16 protein-coding genes and 3 pseudogenes are annotated in these 19,597 nt (G+C 66.1%); 8 read left to right on the top strand and 11 right to left on the bottom strand.

Features of this window, described 5'->3' with window-relative positions; all coding sequences use genetic code 11:
* Positions 1 to 129: 129 nt before the first annotated feature.
* Together U9983_RS03495 and U9983_RS03490 are read right to left on the bottom strand one after the other, a co-directional pair.
* Positions 130 to 1,044 carry a zeta toxin family protein gene (locus tag U9983_RS03495; protein ID WP_322752627.1) on the bottom strand — a complete coding sequence of 305 codons (915 nt, stop codon included), beginning with the start codon at positions 1,042 to 1,044 and terminating at the stop codon, positions 130 to 132.
* Between the two features lie 111 nt (positions 1,045 to 1,155).
* Entirely contained in the window at positions 1,156 to 1,437 is a 282-nt protein-coding gene (locus U9983_RS03490) for a hypothetical protein (protein WP_322752626.1), read from the bottom strand.
* 297 nt (positions 1,438 to 1,734) lie between these two features.
* Here U9983_RS03490 and U9983_RS03485 point away from each other — a divergent pair.
* Positions 1,735 to 1,890, top strand: a pseudogene (locus U9983_RS03485) (dihydrofolate reductase family protein); the annotation flags it as partial.
* Positions 1,891 to 2,616: 726 nt separating this feature from the next.
* Here the strand turns inward: U9983_RS03485 and U9983_RS03480 are convergent.
* Complete coding sequence (locus U9983_RS03480; RefSeq protein WP_322752624.1) at positions 2,617 to 2,976, bottom strand: hypothetical protein; 360 nt, start codon at positions 2,974 to 2,976, stop codon at positions 2,617 to 2,619.
* A 532-nt stretch (positions 2,977 to 3,508) separates the two neighbouring features.
* Between U9983_RS03480 and U9983_RS03475 the strand changes: the two genes are divergently transcribed.
* Together U9983_RS03475 and U9983_RS03470 are read left to right on the top strand one after the other, a co-directional pair.
* Entirely contained in the window at positions 3,509 to 3,907 is a 399-nt protein-coding gene (locus tag U9983_RS03475; RefSeq protein ID WP_322752623.1) for a hypothetical protein, read from the top strand.
* A gap of 252 nt (positions 3,908 to 4,159) precedes the next feature.
* Entirely contained in the window at positions 4,160 to 5,074 is a 915-nt protein-coding gene (locus U9983_RS03470) for a DUF559 domain-containing protein (RefSeq protein ID WP_322752622.1), read from the top strand.
* A 167-nt stretch (positions 5,075 to 5,241) separates the two neighbouring features.
* Here the strand turns inward: U9983_RS03470 and U9983_RS03465 are convergent, their stop codons facing one another.
* The 6 genes and pseudogenes from U9983_RS03465 to U9983_RS03445 form a co-directional block, all read right to left on the bottom strand.
* On the bottom strand, positions 5,242 to 6,114 hold the full coding sequence (locus U9983_RS03465) for a TauD/TfdA dioxygenase family protein (protein ID WP_322752621.1): 873 nt from the start codon (positions 6,112 to 6,114) through the stop codon (positions 5,242 to 5,244).
* A gap of 384 nt (positions 6,115 to 6,498) precedes the next feature.
* Positions 6,499 to 6,702 (bottom strand): annotated as a pseudogene (locus tag U9983_RS03460) (hypothetical protein); the annotation flags it as partial.
* 75 nt (positions 6,703 to 6,777) lie between these two features.
* Positions 6,778 to 8,007 (bottom strand): ROK family transcriptional regulator, encoded by a 1,230-nt coding sequence (locus tag U9983_RS03455; protein ID WP_322752619.1) that lies wholly within the window; start codon positions 8,005 to 8,007, stop codon positions 6,778 to 6,780.
* Positions 8,008 to 8,219: 212 nt separating this feature from the next.
* Positions 8,220 to 8,300, bottom strand: a complete 81-nt coding sequence (locus U9983_RS27705) for a putative leader peptide (protein ID WP_416211266.1) — start codon at positions 8,298 to 8,300, stop codon at positions 8,220 to 8,222.
* Positions 8,301 to 8,506: 206 nt separating this feature from the next.
* On the bottom strand, positions 8,507 to 9,412 hold the full coding sequence (locus U9983_RS03450) for a TauD/TfdA dioxygenase family protein (protein WP_322752618.1): 906 nt from the start codon (positions 9,410 to 9,412) through the stop codon (positions 8,507 to 8,509).
* Between the two features lie 29 nt (positions 9,413 to 9,441).
* Positions 9,442 to 10,377: a TauD/TfdA dioxygenase family protein gene (locus U9983_RS03445; protein ID WP_322752617.1), complete on the bottom strand. Its 936-nt coding sequence runs from the start codon at positions 10,375 to 10,377 to the stop codon at positions 9,442 to 9,444.
* 968 nt (positions 10,378 to 11,345) lie between these two features.
* Between U9983_RS03445 and U9983_RS03440 the strand changes: the two genes are divergently transcribed.
* The 5 genes and pseudogenes from U9983_RS03440 (at position 11,346) to U9983_RS03420 (ending at position 16,979) form a co-directional block, all read left to right on the top strand.
* Entirely contained in the window at positions 11,346 to 12,398 is a 1,053-nt protein-coding gene (locus U9983_RS03440) for an ABC transporter substrate-binding protein (RefSeq protein ID WP_322752616.1), read from the top strand.
* A 69-nt stretch (positions 12,399 to 12,467) separates the two neighbouring features.
* Positions 12,468 to 13,277, top strand: a pseudogene (locus tag U9983_RS03435) (ABC transporter ATP-binding protein); the annotation flags it as partial.
* 265 nt (positions 13,278 to 13,542) lie between these two features.
* A complete protein-coding gene (locus U9983_RS03430) occupies positions 13,543 to 14,328 on the top strand; it encodes an ABC transporter permease (RefSeq protein ID WP_416211265.1) in 786 nt (261 codons plus the stop codon).
* 100 nt (positions 14,329 to 14,428) lie between these two features.
* On the top strand, positions 14,429 to 15,781 hold the full coding sequence (locus tag U9983_RS03425; RefSeq protein ID WP_322752613.1) for an LLM class flavin-dependent oxidoreductase: 1,353 nt from the start codon (positions 14,429 to 14,431) through the stop codon (positions 15,779 to 15,781).
* A 547-nt stretch (positions 15,782 to 16,328) separates the two neighbouring features.
* Positions 16,329 to 16,979: an alpha/beta hydrolase gene (locus U9983_RS03420; protein WP_322752612.1), complete on the top strand. Its 651-nt coding sequence runs from the start codon at positions 16,329 to 16,331 to the stop codon at positions 16,977 to 16,979.
* 51 nt (positions 16,980 to 17,030) lie between these two features.
* Here the strand turns inward: U9983_RS03420 and U9983_RS03415 are convergent, their stop codons facing one another.
* A complete protein-coding gene (locus U9983_RS03415; RefSeq protein ID WP_322752651.1) occupies positions 17,031 to 18,410 on the bottom strand; it encodes a molybdopterin dinucleotide binding domain-containing protein in 1,380 nt (459 codons plus the stop codon).
* Between the two features lie 14 nt (positions 18,411 to 18,424).
* A complete protein-coding gene (locus U9983_RS03410) occupies positions 18,425 to 19,525 on the bottom strand; it encodes an LLM class flavin-dependent oxidoreductase (protein WP_322752611.1) in 1,101 nt (366 codons plus the stop codon).
* Positions 19,526 to 19,597 lie beyond the last annotated feature (72 nt).

Here is a 19,597-nt window from a genome sequence, read left to right as displayed (position 1 = left end):
GCATGTATCAGCTCATGGTCACGACCCTCCGCCGAAGGCTGGCCGTAGCCACGGGCACGTAGGCCGACCCGAATCGCCCCCTACCTGCCCCCTGCTGCCCCGGTCGGCCGCCAGGGGGGAGGCCTCGGTTCAACCGCGACCGAGGTGCGGCGGCGGTTCCGGTCGATGCACGGGCTTGATCGTCTGGTGGGGCGGCGGCGCAAGTGGGTGCCCTGGCGTGATCTTTGTCGGGAACGCTACGGAGAAAGCTGACGGCCGCGACTTCATGGCGGGATCGGGGTGCATCAGTGGTTGAGCCAGCCTGCCTGTCTCTGCGACCTTCATGCTCCATCCTGGGCCGAGATGGGCTTGAAGCGTGGCTGGGTGGAGAGGGGTTTGCAGCTGGGCCTGAACAGTGAGGAAGTCCGTGGTCTCGTGAGCTGTCCAGGGCCGGTTGCGTTCGACCTCGATCGCCGCTCGTAGCCCTGGCGGTCGTTCCCACTCTCCATTCGGGTCGAGCTGGTTGTGGTACCCCGGCTCACCTTCGCCGCGGCGGAACACCGCGACCTCCCCGACGATCCGGTCAGCATCGATCCGGTCAGCCAGCGCCGGCACGCCCACGTAGGAGCGGCGTGCGTTCTCCGGAACGGTGAGCCGGCCACCGCCGCGATCCTGGACCTGGTCGTAGTAGCGCTTGAGGATTCCCTGCTGGCTCATCGCCTCGGGCACGCCGAGGAACGCGGCCGCGATCCGGTAGCCGGCAGCGTGGTAGCGGCGCATGTCCTTGACCACCGACGCGGGATTGCCCGCCGTCGACTGGACGACGGCGTTGAACCTGTGCTCGCGGATGTGGTCATGCATCATCTGCGCCCACCGGCGTCCGGCGGCGCCCGTGTGCAAGGCCATCGACTGGTCGTCCTCGGCCATGAGCCGGTCGTATTCCGGGTGGAACGGTTTGTACCGGTCGCTGTCGACATCGACAAACCCATCATCGAACGTCGCGCCGATGTCCGGGGTGACCCGTGACTTCCCGCTGTCGGGCTGAGCGACGAGGAACACCACCACAGGCGCGTCCACCGGCCGGGCGCGGCGGGTCTCCGCCGGGACAATGAGCTCCCGGAAGATCCACGCTGCTTCTTCCGGGGGGACCTCATACGGGCTGGGAGTGCTGACTACTCAGCCCTCCCGCACCTGGACGGCCAGCTCACTGAACCGGACCCGCGCGGCCCTGATCGCTTCCGGGTCGGATGGGTTCAGCGCATCCCGCTCGGCGATCACCGCCAGGCACCCCGCCCGCCATTGCTGGATTTTCAGCAGGTCCGGGTCGGCCTTCTTCCGCTCGTCTGCGATACGGGCCGAATAGGCGCCGACCACCGCATGCCCCGCTTCCAACGCCGCCTCGTAACTGGCAACCTGCGTGCTGTCCCAGAGGAACGAGGGCAACCCGAACAAGCTCATACCTCCCATTCTCTCTGCCCGCCCGGGCAGACGACATCGGCCACACCGCCGGGAAGGAGCGTCGTCCGCACGAACGAGACCTTGAACCGGCTGGTCTGGCGCGCAGACCGGCATGTCGACAGGGCGCCGATCTCGTCGGCAGCAGCCCTATGGAGATCGCGGCGGACATCGAACACCCGGCCGTCCCGGCCGGCGTTGCCAGCATCCCGCGGATGAGCCGCCGGTCAGCGTCCCCGATCCCATCGGGACAACGATCCTCGTCGGCCTGTTGTGATGCCATATGATCCTCCCGAGGACGCCGCCGGTGACACCTACGTCAACATCCTCGGCGCCAGCACGGCCCGGCAGCGCCTCGACGCCGGTGTACTCGACGAGATCCTCGTCCTCATCGCACCCGTCCTGCTCGGCGACGGTGTCCCGCTGTCTCAACCAGCTGCGCCTGTGCCGGCCTGATTCAGTGGCGCGCCCGTACTGCGAGGCATGGAACCGAGATCCCCTGGCGCACGGCACCCCGTGAAAATCGCCGGAGAGACAAACCACGTGCCATCCCCCAGCTGGTTTGCCACAAACGTCGCGCCGCCGACCTGCATCCAGACCGGTGCTCCCCGTCCGTTACCCCAGGCGCGCTCAACAATGATCGGTTCCGCTCCGGGCCGGATTGCGCGCAAACCAGCTTCCGGACTCACCGCGCCGGCCGCCTTCCCATCGGGGAACCGTCCGAGGTCCAGCCCCGGTAGCTGGCCGGCCGGACACTGCCCCGGGCCTCGCGGAGCCGCGGCGACAGCAGCGGTGGAGACCACGGTCACCGTATCGTTCTGGATACCAGCCACCTCGCCCGCAGGTCGGCCACCGGCGACTGCCGCGGCCACTCCCAGCCCCACCGCCACCACTGCGGCCATCCCGGTGGCGAACACTACAATGACGCCCACCCGGCGCCGGTGGCGTCCGCCATCGCGACCGGCCATGTGGTCCGATGATTCAGTGATTTCCGGCGCATATTCATGTTCATGCACTGAAGATCATCTCCTTCTGAGATCCCTATTTTAGGGTATTACGTCGATAAATCAGACTGTAGCCCGCACTTTCCACGGCCCGAGACCGTCACCCGCGCGCGAACGGCCGGTGATCAGAGCGCGCAGGTCCGGAAGCCCGGCCTGTCCCGGTGGGTCCCGCCGCTACTCAGACATCCGCACAGCCGACAAAAGGATAGTAATATGAAAGATACGCTGCGCTGCTGTACCCTTTGACCTGGGTGCTGAAATTCTCGTGGAACCACCAGTACCGGTTACCGTTGATCGTTTGACCGACGACGTAGTAAAACAGGCACGCTTGCTGACCGGGGTACCCCGCACCCACGGCGGTGCAGGAAGTGTTCGCACAGGTGCGGATGTTCACACCATTTGCTCCGTAGCCACCCAAGGAGCCCACCGATGCATTCGCCGTTCCCGTGCACAGATAAACGGAGAGGAGAACTGCTAACAGAACACCCGAAACTCGCGGCGCTGATCTGCGCGCAGTGATTCCACCAAGCGTCACCATGTCTGCGTCCCCTCGCGAAATGAACGATGACGACCACATCGACTGCTGGTGCGTCATACTTCTTCGAGCGCCGCAAGCGCCCCGGCCGTACGGGTTGTCAACCTGTCAACCGCCGACTTCTCCGTGAACATCTCCCGCCTCGTCACATCGGCGTCAATTCGAAAACCGATCGCCATTACGTTAAGTAATGGACCGGATTTCTAATGTAGCCGATCCTGGCAGGATGCGGCAACTAGCGTCCTGGTTATCGAAAGAAACGAGTTTCTCGTCACAATTCGGCGCACCTCACGCCGCTGGTATGAGCCACGGTCGGCCGCGGTCGCCGATGCGGTCGACGTCTGCCCGGCTGGCAGCCGGAGCGCGGTCACCCCGATCAGTGGTCGGCCTCAGTCTGCCGTGCGCACTCCGGTGAACGCAGCCGGGCCGGTACCAAGATCGATTGTGAAAGCCCACCCCGGCACCTGCGTGTTCGACGACTCCATCCCACACCGCTACGCGGGCTGATCCGGCCGGCCCGGCGGGCAGCCGGTCGGTGTTCCGGGACCAGCTTGCGAGTCATTCGGAACCGAACGCAACGCGGCCATACTCGACTTTGTACGTAGAGAAACCGAGAATACCCTCAGCGACTCCGACCCCGATCGAGGTACCGGGCCTGGCCGACTGGCGGGCGTACTGGCCGCTTCCGCACGAAATCATCGACGTCCCCGGTGATCACTTCACCATCCTCGAAGAATTCCGCGACTGCTCTACCGGAAGCATGCATGTCGTCGGGGAGACCGACCTCCGCGGCTTCATGGAACTCGCCCTCGCCAACGAACTCGATATCGCCAGGCACAGCGCGACATTCGTCGCCGAATTGCCCCGTGTGCCAACGGCCGCACATGAAAGGCCGCAGGCGATGAGAGAGCGGATCATGAAAGTGAGGGAGTAAACGGCTGTGATGGCAGCCGTATGCGTACTCACTTTCCCTCCATTGATCACTCTTGACATTCTCAAAGATCGCCATCGACGTGTCTCCCGAAATATCGCTCGACCGCAGGAGGGTCGGGGAGACCGTGATGCCAGCGAGATCCGTGCCGCTACGGTCCTACCCCAGAGTTTTCGGGAAAACTTTTATCATAGCGCGGATCGGAGCTGTGGATAGAGAATCCTCCACAGGCGGGTCGACATGCACAGTCGGGACATGCTGAATGAATGGGAAGACATTCTCCTCGATCAGGACTGTGTTGTACGGGTGGAAGTCGCGGTCCATACCCTCGGACGTCCCGCCGTCCGCCACCGGCTCGCGACCGGGGCCTGGCAACGGGTGTACCCGCGGGTACTCGTCACCCACAACGGCCCGCTTTCCCCGCGGCAGGCGCGCTGGGCGGCTGTGCTGCATGCGGGAACCGATGCGACGCTCAGCCATGCAACCGCGGCTGGGCTGGGCGGGCTGCACGGCTTTCCATCACGAACGATCCACGTCACCGTTTCGAACCAGCACCGGGTACCCCCCGTACCCGGGGTCCGGGTCCATCGCCGCCGCAATCTGACCGCCGATGAGATCCTCCCGTCCGCGCGCCCATCCCGCATGCGTATCGAACATGCGCTGCTGGACATGGCGTCGACCGCCACCAGCCAGGACAGTGCCCGGACGGTTCTGGCCGCAGGGGTCCAACAGCGACTGACCACTGCCGCGCGGCTGCGATCCGTTCTCGACGGGCGTGTCTGGATCAGCCGGCGACGTCTGATCAGCGAGACCCTCGCAGATGTCGCAGGCGGGTCCCATTCGCTGCCCGAACTGCGATTCATCCACGCACTGCGCGCGGCCTGCCTGCCTTTGCCGGACCGCCAGGCGGTCAGGGAACGGGTGGGCGGACGCTGGTACCTGGACGCCCGCTGGGAGCAGGCCCGGCTGACTGTAGAGATCGACGGCATCGGCCACCTCGACCCGCGGACCTGGCTTGTCGACATCAACCGCAGCAATGAGCTGGTGCTCAGCGGCGAGCGGGTCCTGCGTTTCCCATCCTTCGCCGTTCGGGACCACCCGGGTGAGGTCGTCGCCCGGATAGCCGCCGCCCTCACCCAGGTCCACCCGACAAACATTGCCCGATCATGAAAGTGAGGGAACAAACGGCTGTGATGGCAGCCGTATGCGTACTCACTTCCTTGAGCACGCGGGATGATCCGTGAAGGCGAACTGCAGAGGCCGCGTACGAGCCACCTTTCGTCTAACCCGCTGACAGCCCAGCAGGTCAGACGAAGGCGTGGCACGGCGAAACGGGGTCAGAGGCCGGCGTACAGTGGCTCGTCGGCGATCAGGATGCGCTCCAGGGCCCGGGGGAAGTCGCCGTAATCGCGTACCGCGTAGTGCACTACAGCACGGTTGTCCCAGAACGCGATCGAGCCGGGTCGCCAGGAGAACCGGACCTGGTTCTCCGGCTTCCGGTACTGGTCGATGACGACCGTCAGCAATTCCTTGCTCTCGGCCCGGTCAAGCCCGATGATTGACGGCCGTTGAGTGAAGTTCACCCAGAGAATCTTCTCACCGGTCTCGCGGTGCACCCGTACGATCGGGTGCGCGACGATCGGATAATCGTGACCGGTGACGTTCAGCGCAGCGCGGTAGTCGTGGACGACGTGGAGCTCGGCCAGGCATTCCTTCACCTCGTCGGGCAGCCCGTTGTAGGCGAGCCCGGCGTCGACCCAGATCTTGTCGCCGCCCACCTCCGGCACGGTCACCGCGCGCAGCACCGCCCCCCAGGTCGGCACCAGCCGCCAGCTCGTATCGGAGTGGTAGCCGTCCCAGACATCGTCCGCCGCCAGGGCGGCGTGCACCCTTTCATACTCCTTGAAGTTTTCCGCCGCGATCGGATGGATCGCCGTGATGCCATCCGTGCCGGTCCTTTTCACGCTGGGATGGGTGTACAGCGGACCGAACTGCCGAGCGAACGCCTCGTGCTCGGAGCGGGTCAGCTCCTGATCGCGGAAGAAGACAACCTTGTACCGCAGGATCGCGGCCTTGATCTCGTCACGCACCTCATCGGTCAACGGATAGCGGAGATCGATGCCGGTGATCTCCGCACCGATGGTCGGCTGCAACGGCCGGACGGTCAGATCGTCGAATTTCCGTGGGTTGAGATGGGCGACAGCAGTCATGTGGGTTCCTTTCCACGCTTTCCGACCACGCGATCAACCCGCACGGCACATGCGCCGGCGATGTTGTACCTGGACGAAAGGGCGTTCACGAAAGTCCAAAGCAAGCCAGGCTCGGATGGCGGCCTACCGGACACAAAGGGGAGAAAAGCGGGCCTGAACGGAGCGGCAGCCCCCGCGATGTCGCTACCGGTTCAGCGACAGGCGGCGCTGGACACCCTGGCCAGGTCCACAAACAGCCGCACCGTGAGATCGGCTCCCTTGTTCATGAGAACAGTAGAACATGCGGTGCGTTCCATGTCCATAGTCGATAAATGAAGTGGAAAAGTTGACAAGGCATCAACTCGCACCGATACGGAATGTCATCATTCAGCCGCATACCCCGGTTCAGGCGTGAGCCTGACTCGGTTGGCCGAGGGCTGTGCGCACCACACGTCCGACCGCCTCGGTCTCGAGGAGGAACCCGTCATGCCCGTAGGGCGACCTGAGGATGTGTAGGTCCGCGCCGAGCAGCCGGGCTATCTCCTCCTGTAACCGCACCGGGTAGAGCCGGTCGCTGTCGATGCCGGCCACGGTAACCGGAACCGCGCAGCAGAAACCAGTGGAACACCGGGCCACCGGCGTCGATATGGCCATCGTGAACAATCAGTCCGGCCATGTAGACCCTCATGCTCCTTTCGGGACGGGTCGTGTTGGACGCAGGCTCCATGGGCTGCGATGGACGGCATCGAGCACCGTTGCGCCCGCCGCGACCGCGAGGGCCTGCGGGCCGAAACGGCTGGACAGCACGGTGCGCTCGGGGTCGGCGCACACCCGTGAATGCGCGGCGATCTCCTCATACAGGTCGGCCAGCAGCTCCGGCAGGACGATCGTGGTGTATTCGGTGAGCACGAGCACCTCAGGGTCGATCATGTCCAGGAGCATGGCCACCACGCGGCCGATGAGACGAAGACGGTCCCGCAGGAGCGTCCGTGCGCGGGGGTCGCCTCCCCGGACCACCTCCGTCAGGCTTCCCAGGTCCGGCGTTGGGATCATTCCCTCCCGGACCGCCCGCTTCACCAGGGTCTGTTCGGAGATCGCCGCCTGCACGCAGCCGGACCGACCGCAGGGGCAGGTCACCGGCACGTCCGACAACGCCAGATGGGCGACGTCCCCTGCGCCGGAATGCGGACCGCGGTGCACCGTACCGCCCGTGGCGATCGCCGCGTCGACGACGTTGCCGACGAACAGGTGCACCAGGCTTCGTCGTGCCCGTGGATCCCCGAACAGGATCTCGGCCTGGGCAAGGGCACGGGCGTGGCCATCCAGGTGAACCGGCAGACTCGTCGCCGCGGCGAGCACCCGGCAGACCTGGACGTCACGCCAGCCCAGCAGGCCGTGCTCGACAATGACACCGCGCTGCGGATCCACCCGGCCACCGGTGACCACACCGAGGCCGATCGGGCGGTTTCCCCGGGCGTGCCGGGCCATGAAACCGGGCAGATGCCCGCCAATCTGTCGGAGCACCTCGACGGCGACGCCCTGATGGGGCAGATTTTCCTGTGCCAGTACCCGGCCGCGCAGGTCCACCAGGCTGAACGTGATGAACGGCACCGCGATGTGCACACCGCAGGCGACGTGGTGCCGGGTGTCGATGTCCAGGGGAACGAAGGGCCGACCGGCGCGGGGTGGGTTGGTGGGAGACGGTAGTTCCCGCAACAGCCCGCGCGAGATCAGATCCGCGGTCTGCCTCGACACGGCTGCCGGGCTGAGCCCGGTCGCCCGGCCGACGAGGGTCCGGGCCACCGGCCCGTGGTCGAGCACGGCACGCAGAACCGCTGCGGCGGAACCGGTGGTGTCGGGGTGACCCGCGACGGCGGGCCACGTCGGAGCCTGGCTGTGTCTGTGCACCGGCACGGGGTGTCCTCCTTGTGCCACGGTGGCGCACGCAGACGCGGCGGAACCACGGCGCTGCGGTCGCAGGTCCGCGCTGCGGGCGGGTGCCCGGACGCTCCTCGCTCCGTCCGCGCTCCAGCAGCGGCAGGGTCCGGCGCGGACATGTCCGGAACGGGGAAGGTCTGCGCGAATGTCAACGGTTGGTCACACCCGGATGGAGCGACCGGGTCGGATCAGACCGACCAACAGAGTGCGCTCGCCACTCGACGCAGGTCGATGTGGACGCGACAGACCAGATAGGTGCGCCCCCTCATACCGATGAGGGTAAGGAAGTCCACAACGATTGTCAACTAACTTGGTAGGAAAACCTACTCACGCACAGCGGAAAGGCCTGTCACACCTGGCCGCAGCCGAGCCGACGGCGAAAACCGGTTGTTCCCGGACCGGACACACGAATCCGCCCCGTCGCCGAAACGAACCGGCAACGGGGCGGACGAACTACCTGACGGGTGCAGGCCGGTTACGCCGCGAGCGGCGTGTAGTGCGAGGCGTCGTCACCTTCGATGGCGTAGCTACGCCGGCCGTCCGCCCCCACCGGCACACCGCCGGCCACGGTCACCCGGTGCAACAGTCTCGGGAGGTCACCGTAGTCGTCAACCGCGTAGTGCTGGGTGATCCGGTTGTCGAAGAAGGCGAGGTCACCCGGCGCCCACCGCCAGCGGACGGTGTTCTCCGGGCGGGTGACATAGGCCTGGAGAAGACGGAGGATGTCGCGGGACTCGGTCGTGGACAAACCGGCGATCCGCTGCGCGAAGCCGCCGATGAACAGGCCCCGCTCCCCCGTTTCAGGATGTACCCGGACGACCGGGTGAGCGGTCCGGTATTTCCGGGAAACGAATATCTCACGGAACGCCTTTGTCTTCTCCGAGTCCGCCGACGGTATCGCGTAATCGTAGTCGTTGGTGTGCTCCGCCCAGATCCGGTCGGCCAGTTCGCGAAGTTCACCGGGCAGATCCCGGTAGGCGGCGGCCGAGTTCGCGATGAGAGTATCCCCGCCATAGGGCGGGACCACGATGCTGCGCAGCGTGCTCGCGGACGGCGGGCTGACGAGGAAGGTGACGTCGGTATGCCAGTTGTTGGCCCGACCCTGCGCCGAATCGACCGGCAGTACGTTCGGGCTGCCCTCCAGTGACGGAACCGTGGGATGAGCCGTGGTGAGCTCACCGAAGCGCGCGGCGAATCGCTGCTGTCCGGCGTCGTCCAGCGTCTGACCGCGGAAGAACAGCGCCTTGTACTCCAGCAGCGCCGCCCGGATCGAAGCGATCGTGTCGTCGTCGAGGTCCTCGCGTAGGTCCACGCCGACCACTTCGGCGCCGATCCGTCCGGCGACCCGCCGGACGTCGAAATCCGTGCCTGTGACGGTCATGATTCTCCTTGATCAGATGCTCGGGATGCTCAGTTGGCGAGGAACGGCTGCCCGGTGATGAGTTCGGATTGCTTCCCGTCGACGCCGACGGGAATGTCACCGACGAGCGTGACCCGGTACAGCACCCGGTCGAAGTCGAGATGACCGAGATCGGACGGCCCGAGATGCGCGGTGGCCCGGTTGTCCCAGAACGCGACGTCTCCGGGCTGCCACCGGAACCGCACCGTGTACTCCGGCCGGGACACCTCCTCGTAGAAAAGTTCGAGCAGCCTGCGGCTCTGGCGGGACGAAAATCCGATGATCTCGTTCTCGCCCGCGGTGAAACTCGGGCTGACGAACAGGGCCCGCTCGCCACTCTCGGGATGGACGCGGACCACCGGGTGGATCGCCACCAGTGGCTCGGCGGCGACCCTCCTGGCGTAGTCTGAGTCGGCGGCGAACAGGCGGCGGTTCCCACCGAAGCTGTGCCTGGCTCGCAGCTGGTCGGCCAGGCTCTGCAGCGGAGCCGGCAGGCCCTCGTAGGCTGCGACGAGGTTGGTCCAAGCGGTGTCACCGCCGTACGGCGGGACGATGTCGGCACGCAGGATGGACCCGGCCGGTGGGTTCACCAACGCTGTGACGTCGGTGTGCCAGCCGTTGTCATAGGTCACCTTCCGCGTGCCGAACTTCGCCTCGTAGCGCCGACTGTCGATGGGCAGAATCTGCGGGAAGCCGTCCGGCGGCGTGTCCTCGTAGGGATGGGCAGCCGTGAGCTCACCGAACTTCGCCGCGAAAGCGATCTGCTCAGCGTGACCGATCGACTGACCGCGGAAGAAGACGACCTTCCAGCGCAGGAGGGCGGACCGGATCTCAGCGACCGTCTGGTCGTCGAGATCCCGACTCAGATCGACACCGTGAACCTCAGCCCCGGTGTACCCGGAGAGAGGTCGGACGTCGATCCCCAGTTCGTGCACGACGTGTGTCATCGTCAGGTGCTCCATGGTCGAGATGGGCGGATGGGCGTGACCTGCCCGGCATGCCGCGGGACCGCAGTGGTCGTCCAGGGACGGGCGAAACCGTACCAAACAGGTCGATCGGTGATTCGGACGAGCGGAAGTCGCGGACGCCGAAATCCCGGACGTATAGGTCGATAATGTGGCGGTGCGCCATTCAGGCACCCCGGCACCCGGATGGCCCCGGCTACCGCCGGCGCTTACACGCCAGCACGTACGCAGGAGCCGCTGGTATCCAGCGGTGGTGACAGGGCCGGCTACGGTGGTCGGCTAACCGGCCACGGCGCCTATGCTCCGGTCCGCTCTCAGGCGGGTCAACGTTTAGCAGTGCAGTGAAAATAATTGAGCCGCGTACTCCCGGACGGATGACCATGGTTTCGATCAGGGAGGCGCCGCGGCCCTGAGGCGTCGGGCTGGTCATGCCGGTCGTCCGACGGTTGACAACCCATCATGTCAACCGACATAGTCGGCAACGTGCTGAACAGGCGATTCTTGATCCGGCGGACGGTGGACCATGTCCACGTCGCCAGTGATCTTTGTTGTCGCTGACCCGGCCCGCTTCTCCTGAGGGGTTCGTGGTGGACATGACGGCTGTCCACGGCTACCGGGCGTTTCGTACAGTCGAACTGAACCGGCGGTAGCCGACCACACCGGGACTTTCCCGCCCCGGTGACACATTCGCGCTGTCGGTGGCTGCGCTGTCAGCACCAAGACCCGACCTGGACAGCTCTCCTCGTCTATTCCTGCTTCACCTTTCCGTATCTGATCCCCCTTCTATATTTCTTTGTCGCTCCGGCGTGGCGCCCGTGCCCTCACCCGGACGGCACTGCAACCTCGCGGCGCCCCATGCCCCATGCCCCACGCCTCTCAAATCGCCCGCCCCCGGACCCGGCCGGCGACGCGTACCGACAGTTCACCCGCACCCATGTGAAGGACGCACCATGTTTTGCACCATCCGCAGGAAATCCGAGGCCCTCACAGTCGCCGCAGCCCTGGCCGTGACCGCCCTGGTGGCTGTGGCATGCGGCAGTGGTTCGGGTTCGGGTTCGGGTTCGGCTTCGGCTTCGGGCGCCCAGCAGACCGAGCTGCGCTACCAGGGCTCAGTCGGCCAGGTCACCCCTCCTGAGCTCGCCGCCGACCTCGGCTATCTCGGCCCGATCACGCTCAAGTGGATCGGGAACACCATCAGCGGTCCGCAGGATATCCAGGCTGCCACCACCGGTGACACCGACTTCGGCGGTGCGTTCAACGGCGCCATCATCAAGCTGATAGCGGCCGGCGCTCCGATCAAATCGGTGATCAGCTATTACGGAGCCGACAAGGATTCCTATATCGGCTATTTCGTGCCGGAGAGCAGCCCGATCTCGTCCGCCCGCGACCTGATCGGCAAGAAGATCGGAGTGAACACACTCGGCGCGCATCTCGAAGCCGTCCTGGACGCCTACCTCAAGAAGCAGGGCCTCAGCGCCGAGGAAATCAAGAAGGTCGTTCCCACGGTGGTTCCGCCGGTCAACACCGAACAGTCACTACGCGCCGGTCAGATCGACGTCGCCGCGCTCGGTGGAATCCTGCGGGACAAGGCGCTGGAACGAGGGGGGCTCCGCCAGCTGTTCAGCGACTACGAGCTCTTCGGGACGTTCTCCGCCGGCAGCCTGGTGCTGCGTAATGATTTCATCAAGAAGAACCCGACGACCACGAAGCAGTTCGTCGAGGGCGTCGCCAAAGCCCTTGAGTGGGCAAAGACAACACCACGGGCGGAAGTGATCGCACGTTTCGAACAAATCATCGACAAGCGGGGACGCCAGGAGGACAAGAGCGCGATCAAGTTCTGGAAGAGTTACGGGGTGGCCGGGCAGGGCGGCCGCATCCAGGACGCGGAATTCAGCCGCTGGATCGACTTCCTGCGGGAGCGCGGTGAGTTGAAGAAGGACGTTGCGCTGACCGACCTTTTCACCAACGAGTTCAGCCCATTCCGAGCTGCCACCGGCTCCTGACCCCGGCGGTACACGGTGGTTCCCGGCACACTGTGTGCCGGGAACCACCGTGTACCGCCGCGAGGAGGAATGCACGTGAGTACAATAGAATTCCAACGGGTTACGAAGAATTTCACCATTCGGGCCGACACCCGACCACGCGGCACGAGCAGCGAGTTCACCGCGATCTCCGAGGTGGACCTGGATATTCGCAGTGGCGAATTCCTCGTCCTGGTCGGGCCGAGCGGGTGCGGCAAATCTACCCTGCTTGACCTCCTCGGCGGGCTGACCAGACCCAGCAGCGGGCGCATTCTCGTCGACGGTGTCCCGGTCTCGGGGCCGGGCCTCGACCGCGGAATCGTCTTCCAGCAATATGCACTCTTCCCATGGCGGACCGCGCTGGGGAACATCGAGTTCGGTCTCGAAGCCAAACGCATCCCGAGGTCCGAACGCTCCGTGCGGGCGAAATCCTATCTGGACCTCGTCGGACTGACCGGATTCGAACGTCGCTATCCGCATGAACTGTCCGGAGGCATGAAACAGCGGGTGGCGATCGCGCGCAGCCTCGCCTACGACCCTGCGGTGCTGCTCATGGACGAGCCGTTCGCCGCGTTGGACGCGCAGACGCGGGAGACGCTACAGGACGAGCTGCTGCGGATCTGGGCGAAAACGCGCAAGACCATCCTGTTCATCACACACTCGATCGATGAGGCCGTGTACCTCGGTCAACGGGTCGCCGTGATGACGTCGCGGCCCGGCCGGATCAAGAAAATCATCGACGTCCCTCCCGCCGGTACGGCCAGCGACGACCCCCGTTCCGATCCGGAGTTCGTGCACTACCGGCATCTGGTATGGGAGCTCCTCCACGACGAGGTCGCCAACGCGCAGCAGGCCGAACGCCGGGTTGACATCCCGCACGGGCGGGACATGTCGGTCCATGCACCGGATGCAGCGCCGGACCCGGCATCGGTCGGTGCCAGGTCGACCGGAGCCGGCGGAAACGGCGGAAACGACGGAAACGGCGTTGTCGAGGAAATCAAGGCCGCCGGGATCAATAGGTATACCCGCAAAGAGGTGACCCGTGTCGGCAACCATTGATGACACCATCGGATCGGCCGTGGCCGAACCCGTGCTGGAACCCGCCGAGTCCGGCGGGCCGCCCGGTATGCGATGGTGGGCGGCTTCGCTACGGGTTGCGGCCACCGTGCTCCGCCGCATCGTGGCGATTGTTGCGCTCCTGACCGCTTGGGAGGTACTACCCCGAGCGGGTGTCGTCGACCGGGTGTTCCTGCCGCCCTTCTCCGAAGTAATCGACGAGTGGTGGGCGCTGTTCATCAGCGGCGACATCTGGGCGAACACGGAAGCGAGCCTGACGCGCGCCGGCGCCGGTTTCACTCTCGCCATCGCGATCGCGCTGCCCCTGGGACTGCTGATCGGCTGGTTCCGGCAACTGGCCGAGCTTCTGAACCCGCTGCTGGAACTGTTCCGTAACACGGCCCCGCTGGCCCTCCTCCCGGTGTTCGTCCTGATTCTCGGTATCGGCGAATCATCGAAGATAGGAATCGTCACCTACGGCTGCGTCTGGCCCATTCTGTTGAACACCGTCAGCGGCGTCAATAACGTCGACCCGCTGCTGATCAAATCAGCGCGCTCGATGGGCCTGTCCTCGCCACGGCTTTTCCAGAAGGTCATTCTTCCTGCCGCTGTGCCGACTGTCTTCACCGGCATCCGTCTCGCCGGGGCGTACGCGATCCTGATACTCATCGCCGCGGAGCTGGTCGGTGCGAAAGCAGGTCTCGGCTACTTGATCAACTATGCGCAGTCGAACTTCGACATCCCGGAGATGTACGCCGGAATCATCACGATATCCGTGATCGGGCTTGGTATAAACTACCTACTCCTGACCCTGGAGCGGCGATTCTCGCGCTGGCGCGTCACCCCTGAGGTCTGACCGCTGTGACCGCTGTGACCGCTGTGACCGCTGTGACCGCTGACCAACCGAACACGCAGCAGCCAGGCCACTGGGTCGGGCCACCGAGAATCGGGACCAGATGAGCGACCAGCCCCGCCACCTCCACCTCAACGCCTTCCTCATGCACGTCGGGCACCACGAGGCCGCCTGGCGGCACCCGACCAGCGAACCCGAACGCGATGGATCGGTCGACCATTACATTCGCCTCGCCCAGCTCGCCGAGCGCGGTAAATTCGACTCGATCTTCCTGGCCGACGGGCTCGCCCTGTGGAACAACGTTCGGTACAATTTCTCCGGCCGTTTCGAGCCACTGACCCTGTTGTCCGCGATCGCCGTGGCGACCAGTCGCATCGGGCTGATCGCCACGGTTTCGACGACGTACAACGAACCTTTTCATGTGGCCCGTAAGTTCGCCTCCCTGGACCACATCAGCGGCGGTCGCGCGGGCTGGAACATCGTCACCTCCGCGCAGGAGAACGAAGCGCGCAACTTCAATGCGCAGGCCCATTTGGAACACCATCGCCGCTACCGGCGTGCGGCGGAGTTCGTGGACGTTGCGCTCGCGTTGTGGGACAGCTGGCAGGACGACGCGCTCGTCTACGACAAACGGTCCGGAGTGTATGCCGACACCGCCCGGATCCACCCGGTCAACCACACCGGCCAATATTTTTCGGTGGCCGGACCACTGAATGTTCCCCGCACTCCCCAGGGTCATCCGCTCCTCGTACAGGCCGGCTCCTCCGAGGACGGCAGGGAATTTGCCGCACGGTACGCCGAGGCGGTCTTCACCGCGCAGCAGACCCTCGCCGACGGCCAGGCATTCTACTCCGATCTGAAACAGCGCGCAGCCCGTCACGGCCGTTCACCGGAACGGATCAAAATTCTGCCTGGAATCGCGTCTGTTCTCGGTTCGACCGAGAAGGAAGCAAAACAGCGGGAAGCCGAACTGGACAGCCTGATCGTACCCGAATATGGCCTTGGCCAGCTGTCGACAATGGTCGGCGTCGACCTTTCTGACCATCCGCTCGACGGCCCGCTGCCGGCGGAGCTGCCGAACGTCGACGACATCAACGGCAACAAGAGCCGTTTCACGCTCGTTGTGGAACTGGCCCGCCGGGAGAACCTCACCATCGGTCAGTTGCTGACCCGGCTCGCCGCCGGCCGCGGTCACCGTGTCTTCGCCGGCACCCCGGAACAGGTCGCAGACCAGCTGGAACAGTGGTTCACCAACGGCGCCGCCGACGGCTTCAACGTGATGCCGCCCTACCTGCCCGGTGCGCTGGAGGACTTCGTGGACTACGTGGTGCCGATCCTGCAACGGCGCGGACTGTTCCGGACTGAATACACCGGGACGACATTGCGTGATCACTACGGACTGGACCGGCCGGCCGGCCGCATCGACGCGGTGTCAACCGACATCGCGGCCGGGTGATCGCAACATCCCCCTGCCCTGCCCGACAGGGGAATAATCCAACTGACCGCACCGGGAAAGTTGACATTTGGCCCCGGCGAGTGCAGGGCGGAGGATGTGAAGCATCGTTGCTGCTCGGCGTGGCTCGTGATACAAGCTCACATCGACCTCATGCGAATCGCTTCGGCGACCTGTCTGCGCCCCGCGCCCTAGAGCGACCGACGACAGGGACTGTCCGGATCACAATGCCCGGGCGACGCCTGGCATCATCGGTCCCCGCGCATCGCGATCCACGCCATCGCTTCGCGAGTGGCGCGGCTCCCCGGTCGTGATGCACCGGTACCCCGGCTTTCCGGGCGAACGGCCTGGGCTCGGGCGCGCCAAGGGCCGGTTGCGGGGGCGGCCACGATCGGCGAGACGTCTCCCCAGCGTGTTCGCCTGCTGTTTCTCCTGCCCAGGCCCCGCCACACAATGCTGCGGGGTCCCATCGATCCTCCTCCCGTATCCGCGACCCCCGGGACCGCGCATGTCCGCCGTGGCCGGCCCGGGTGCACGATAGGAGAGACCCGTGACCCCTGTGTACCGTACGGTCGACCGCGCCATCCAAGACGCCGATGACGCCGCCTACGCCGTTGTGAAGCAGCCTTCCCACCGACCTGCCCGCGCTGCGTCCCCAACCGGCCGTACGTCCGTCGCCCTGCTCACCGGACGACACGAGACAGCGAAACGTTTCGAACCCCTGGCGATCAGACTCGCTCTGGACGGCCACGCAACCACAATCACACGATCGGGCGACGGCACAGCCATCTCACTCGGCGAAATACGTAACCCGGACGTACCATTCGTTCTTCTCGGATCGGACACCGGCGCACTACGGGCGCTCGTTCTCGCCGGCTCGCCGGCACTGCGGGCGGACGGACTCGTCCTCCTCGGCCTACCCCTGCTCCAGCGGCCCGTGTCCGGCGAGCCGCTGACCGAGCTGCCCCCGCGGGCACTGCCCGACATGCCGATCCTCCTCATCCACGGCGACGACGACCAGATCAGCCCGCTGCCGCTCGCCCAGATGCTGACGCGGACGGCACCCCGAGCGGAGCTTGCGGTCGTGCCCAGCGGCCACGGCGTCCTGCGCGACAGCAGCTTCCGTTGGGCCGCCGCGCGGATACTCCTCTTCCTCGAGACCCTCATCCACAGCCGGGTCGACACAGGGAAGCCGACATAAGAACGCCCGGCCACAGGGGCTAGGAGCGCCCGAGGGCACGGCGTTCGATCACTAGGGCCTGGCAGACCAGGGACGGGTGCCCGGCGGGGATGCTGCGACGGTGAGCGGCGGCAGCTCACCGACCCAACGCTTGATCTCGACCAGGGCATGCTGGCCGACACAACCCTGGGACAGTCGGGAGGTCGGCACGTCAGCGGTGAGCACGTTGGGATTGCCGTGGACGCAGAGAGGGCCGGACGGGTGGTCGTCCAGCGGGTCGAACCAGGCCCCGGTGGGCAACTGGACGACGCCCGGACGCAGATCGTCGGTCAGCACCGCTCCGGCGAGGCAGCCGCCGCGCTCGTTGAACACACGCACAACGTCCCCGCCGGCGATCCCCCGGGCAGCGGCGTCGGTGGGATGGATGCGTACCGCCTCCCTACCGGCGATCTTGGCGGCCTGGCTCACCGCGCCGCCATCGAGCTGGCTGTGCAGTCGGGTGCTCGGCTGGTTGGCGATGAGGTGGAGGGGGTGGACGGCAGCCTGCGGTGCGCCGAGCCACTCGGTCGGCTCCAGCCAGACCGGATGGCCGGCGCAGTCGGGATACCCGAAGGAGCCCACGGTCGCGGAAACGATCTCGATCCGCCCGCTGGGGGTGGCGAGCGGGTTCGCGTCCGGATCTGCGCGGAACCGCTCGAACAGTGTGTAGTGGCTCGGGCCGGCGGGCAGCCGGTATTCGCCGGCGGCCCAGAACTCCTCGAAAGTGGGCACATCGATACCGCGCCCGACCAGGTCGGCACGCCAGCCTGCGTAGAGGTGAACGAGCCAGCCGCGGGCGTCGCGGCCCTGGGTGAACACCCCGCCGGGCGTGACGAACACGTTCTTGGCCGGGATGCCGCCGAAGGCGACGATCAGCTCGGTGTTCTCCACGATCGTCGGCCAGGACGAGGCCGCGCGCAGCACCGCGTCGGCGCTCCCCACCAGGTGGGGCAGAAGCACCGTTGACGTGCCGTTGCTGTAGGAGTTCCGGGAGCCGGTAAACCCGCCGATGGTGTTGAGGAACCGGTGCAGCTGGCTCTGCGCGTGGTGGAAGCGGCCCGCGCTCGCCCAGCCGTAGGATCCGCCGAAGATCGCCTCGTTGCCGTGTTCGCGCCGGACCCGGTTCAGCTCGGCGGCGAGCAGATCGAGGGCCTCATCCCAGTCGAGTTCGACGAACTCCTCCCGTCCGCGTCCGTCCGCCGGGCCCGGGCCACCTTCCAGCCATCCCCGGCGGACGGCGGGGCGCGCCACCCGGGTCGGGTGACGCAGCCCGCCGGGGACGTTGGCGAGCAGCGGCGACGGCGCCGGGTCGTCGGGATGCGGAACCACCGTGATCCCGCCGTCCGCGTCGACCCGGACGCCGTAGGCGCCCCAGTGCGACGTCGTCGGGAACGTCCTCCGGTCGCCGTCAATGCCTTCTCCTCTGCTTACCAGCGGGCAGCGGGGACCTGGGCAGGTACGCCGACGGCCTCGCGGTCGGCGGTCTGTTCCCGGACCAGACGGATCAGCGTGCCGTAGTCCCGGGCGTCGTCCAGCGGTGCGAACCCGCGGATGAGCAGCGTCGACACGCCGATGTTGACATAGTCGACGAGCGACTCGGCAACCTGCTCGTAACTGCCGACGAGGGCGGTGGAGTTCCCGGCCGCGCCGGTGGCTTTGGCGACCGCGGTCCACAGCCGCTTGTCGTGCACCTCCGCCTGGTCGGCATAGCGCAGCAACCGCTGGCTGCCAGCCTGCGCCGGGCTTTCGATGTTGAAGGTCTTCTTCAGCTCGCCGACCCGTTCTCTGGTGAGCTCCAGGATCTCCGCCGCGCGCTGCCAGGCGGCCTGCTCGGTGTCGGCGGGGATGGGACGCAGACTCACGCTGAACCGCGGGTTGCGGCCGTATGGTGCAGCCGCCGCGCGCACCTCGCCGATCCGCTCGATGATGCCGGCGATCGGCTCACCCCAGAACGCATACACGTCGGCGTGCTTACCGCCCACCCGCACCGCGTCCGCGGAGGCTCCGCCGAAGTAGATCGGGATACGGCCGTCCGGCCGCACCGAGGACCGGGCGCCGCGGATCGTGTAGAACTCGCCGTCGTAGTCGAACGGCTCGGTCGATGCCCATTCGCGGCGCAGCACATCGAGGAACTCGTCGGTGCGCCGGTACCGGGTCACCTTGTCGGACAGGTCCCCGTCGCGCGCCTGGTCGGCGTCGTCGCCGCCGGTGATGACGTGCAGTGCCACCCGGCCCGGATGGAAGGCATCCAGCGTCGCGAACTGGCGAGCGGCGATCGTCGGAGCTGTGAAACCGGGCCGGTGCGCCAACAGCACCTTGAGCGTCGTCGTGCGGGACAGGATCTGGTCGGTGATGACGAAGCCGTCCGGGGTGATGGAGGCGTGCGCGACCAGGACCCGGTCGAACCCGGCGTCCTCGTGCGTGCGCACCAGCCGCTCCAGATAGTCGGGGTCAACCGCCGGACCCGAAAACGCCTCCGACTCGCTGCCCGCGAAGGTGCTCGCGATACCGATGAATTCGATGCTCACGCTGGAAGCTCCCTTTCCGTAGCCGATCTGTCTTCAGAATCGATGTGTGTTCGATGGCCCAGGTTGCTGCGG

This window comes from Protofrankia sp. Cas3 (genome assembly GCF_963555955.1).
GTDB lineage: Bacteria > Actinomycetota > Actinomycetes > Frankiales > Frankiaceae > Protofrankia.
Note: the sequence above shows the minus strand (reverse complement) of the source record. Positions and strands in the feature narration are given on the sequence as shown.

Excerpts from the sequence above, each read along its gene's own strand:
- U9983_RS03490 (WP_322752626.1), bottom strand. The coding sequence starts at position 1,437 with ATGAGCTTGTTCGGGTTGCCCTCGTTCCTCTGGGACAGCACGCAGGTT.
- U9983_RS03480 (WP_322752624.1), bottom strand. The coding sequence starts at position 2,976 with ATGGTGACGCTTGGTGGAATCACTGCGCGCAGATCAGCGCCGCGAGTT.
- U9983_RS03470 (WP_322752622.1), top strand. The coding sequence starts at position 4,160 with ATGCTGAATGAATGGGAAGACATTCTCCTCGATCAGGACTGTGTTGTA.
- U9983_RS03465 (WP_322752621.1), bottom strand. The coding sequence starts at position 6,114 with ATGACTGCTGTCGCCCATCTCAACCCACGGAAATTCGACGATCTGACC.
- U9983_RS27705 (WP_416211266.1), bottom strand. The coding sequence starts at position 8,300 with ATGAGGGGGCGCACCTATCTGGTCTGTCGCGTCCACATCGACCTGCGT.
- U9983_RS03450 (WP_322752618.1), bottom strand. The coding sequence starts at position 9,412 with ATGACCGTCACAGGCACGGATTTCGACGTCCGGCGGGTCGCCGGACGG.
- U9983_RS03445 (WP_322752617.1), bottom strand. The coding sequence starts at position 10,377 with ATGACACACGTCGTGCACGAACTGGGGATCGACGTCCGACCTCTCTCC.
- U9983_RS03440 (WP_322752616.1), top strand. The coding sequence starts at position 11,346 with ATGTTTTGCACCATCCGCAGGAAATCCGAGGCCCTCACAGTCGCCGCA.
- U9983_RS03430 (WP_416211265.1), top strand. The coding sequence starts at position 13,543 with ATGCGATGGTGGGCGGCTTCGCTACGGGTTGCGGCCACCGTGCTCCGC.
- U9983_RS03425 (WP_322752613.1), top strand. The coding sequence starts at position 14,429 with ATGAGCGACCAGCCCCGCCACCTCCACCTCAACGCCTTCCTCATGCAC.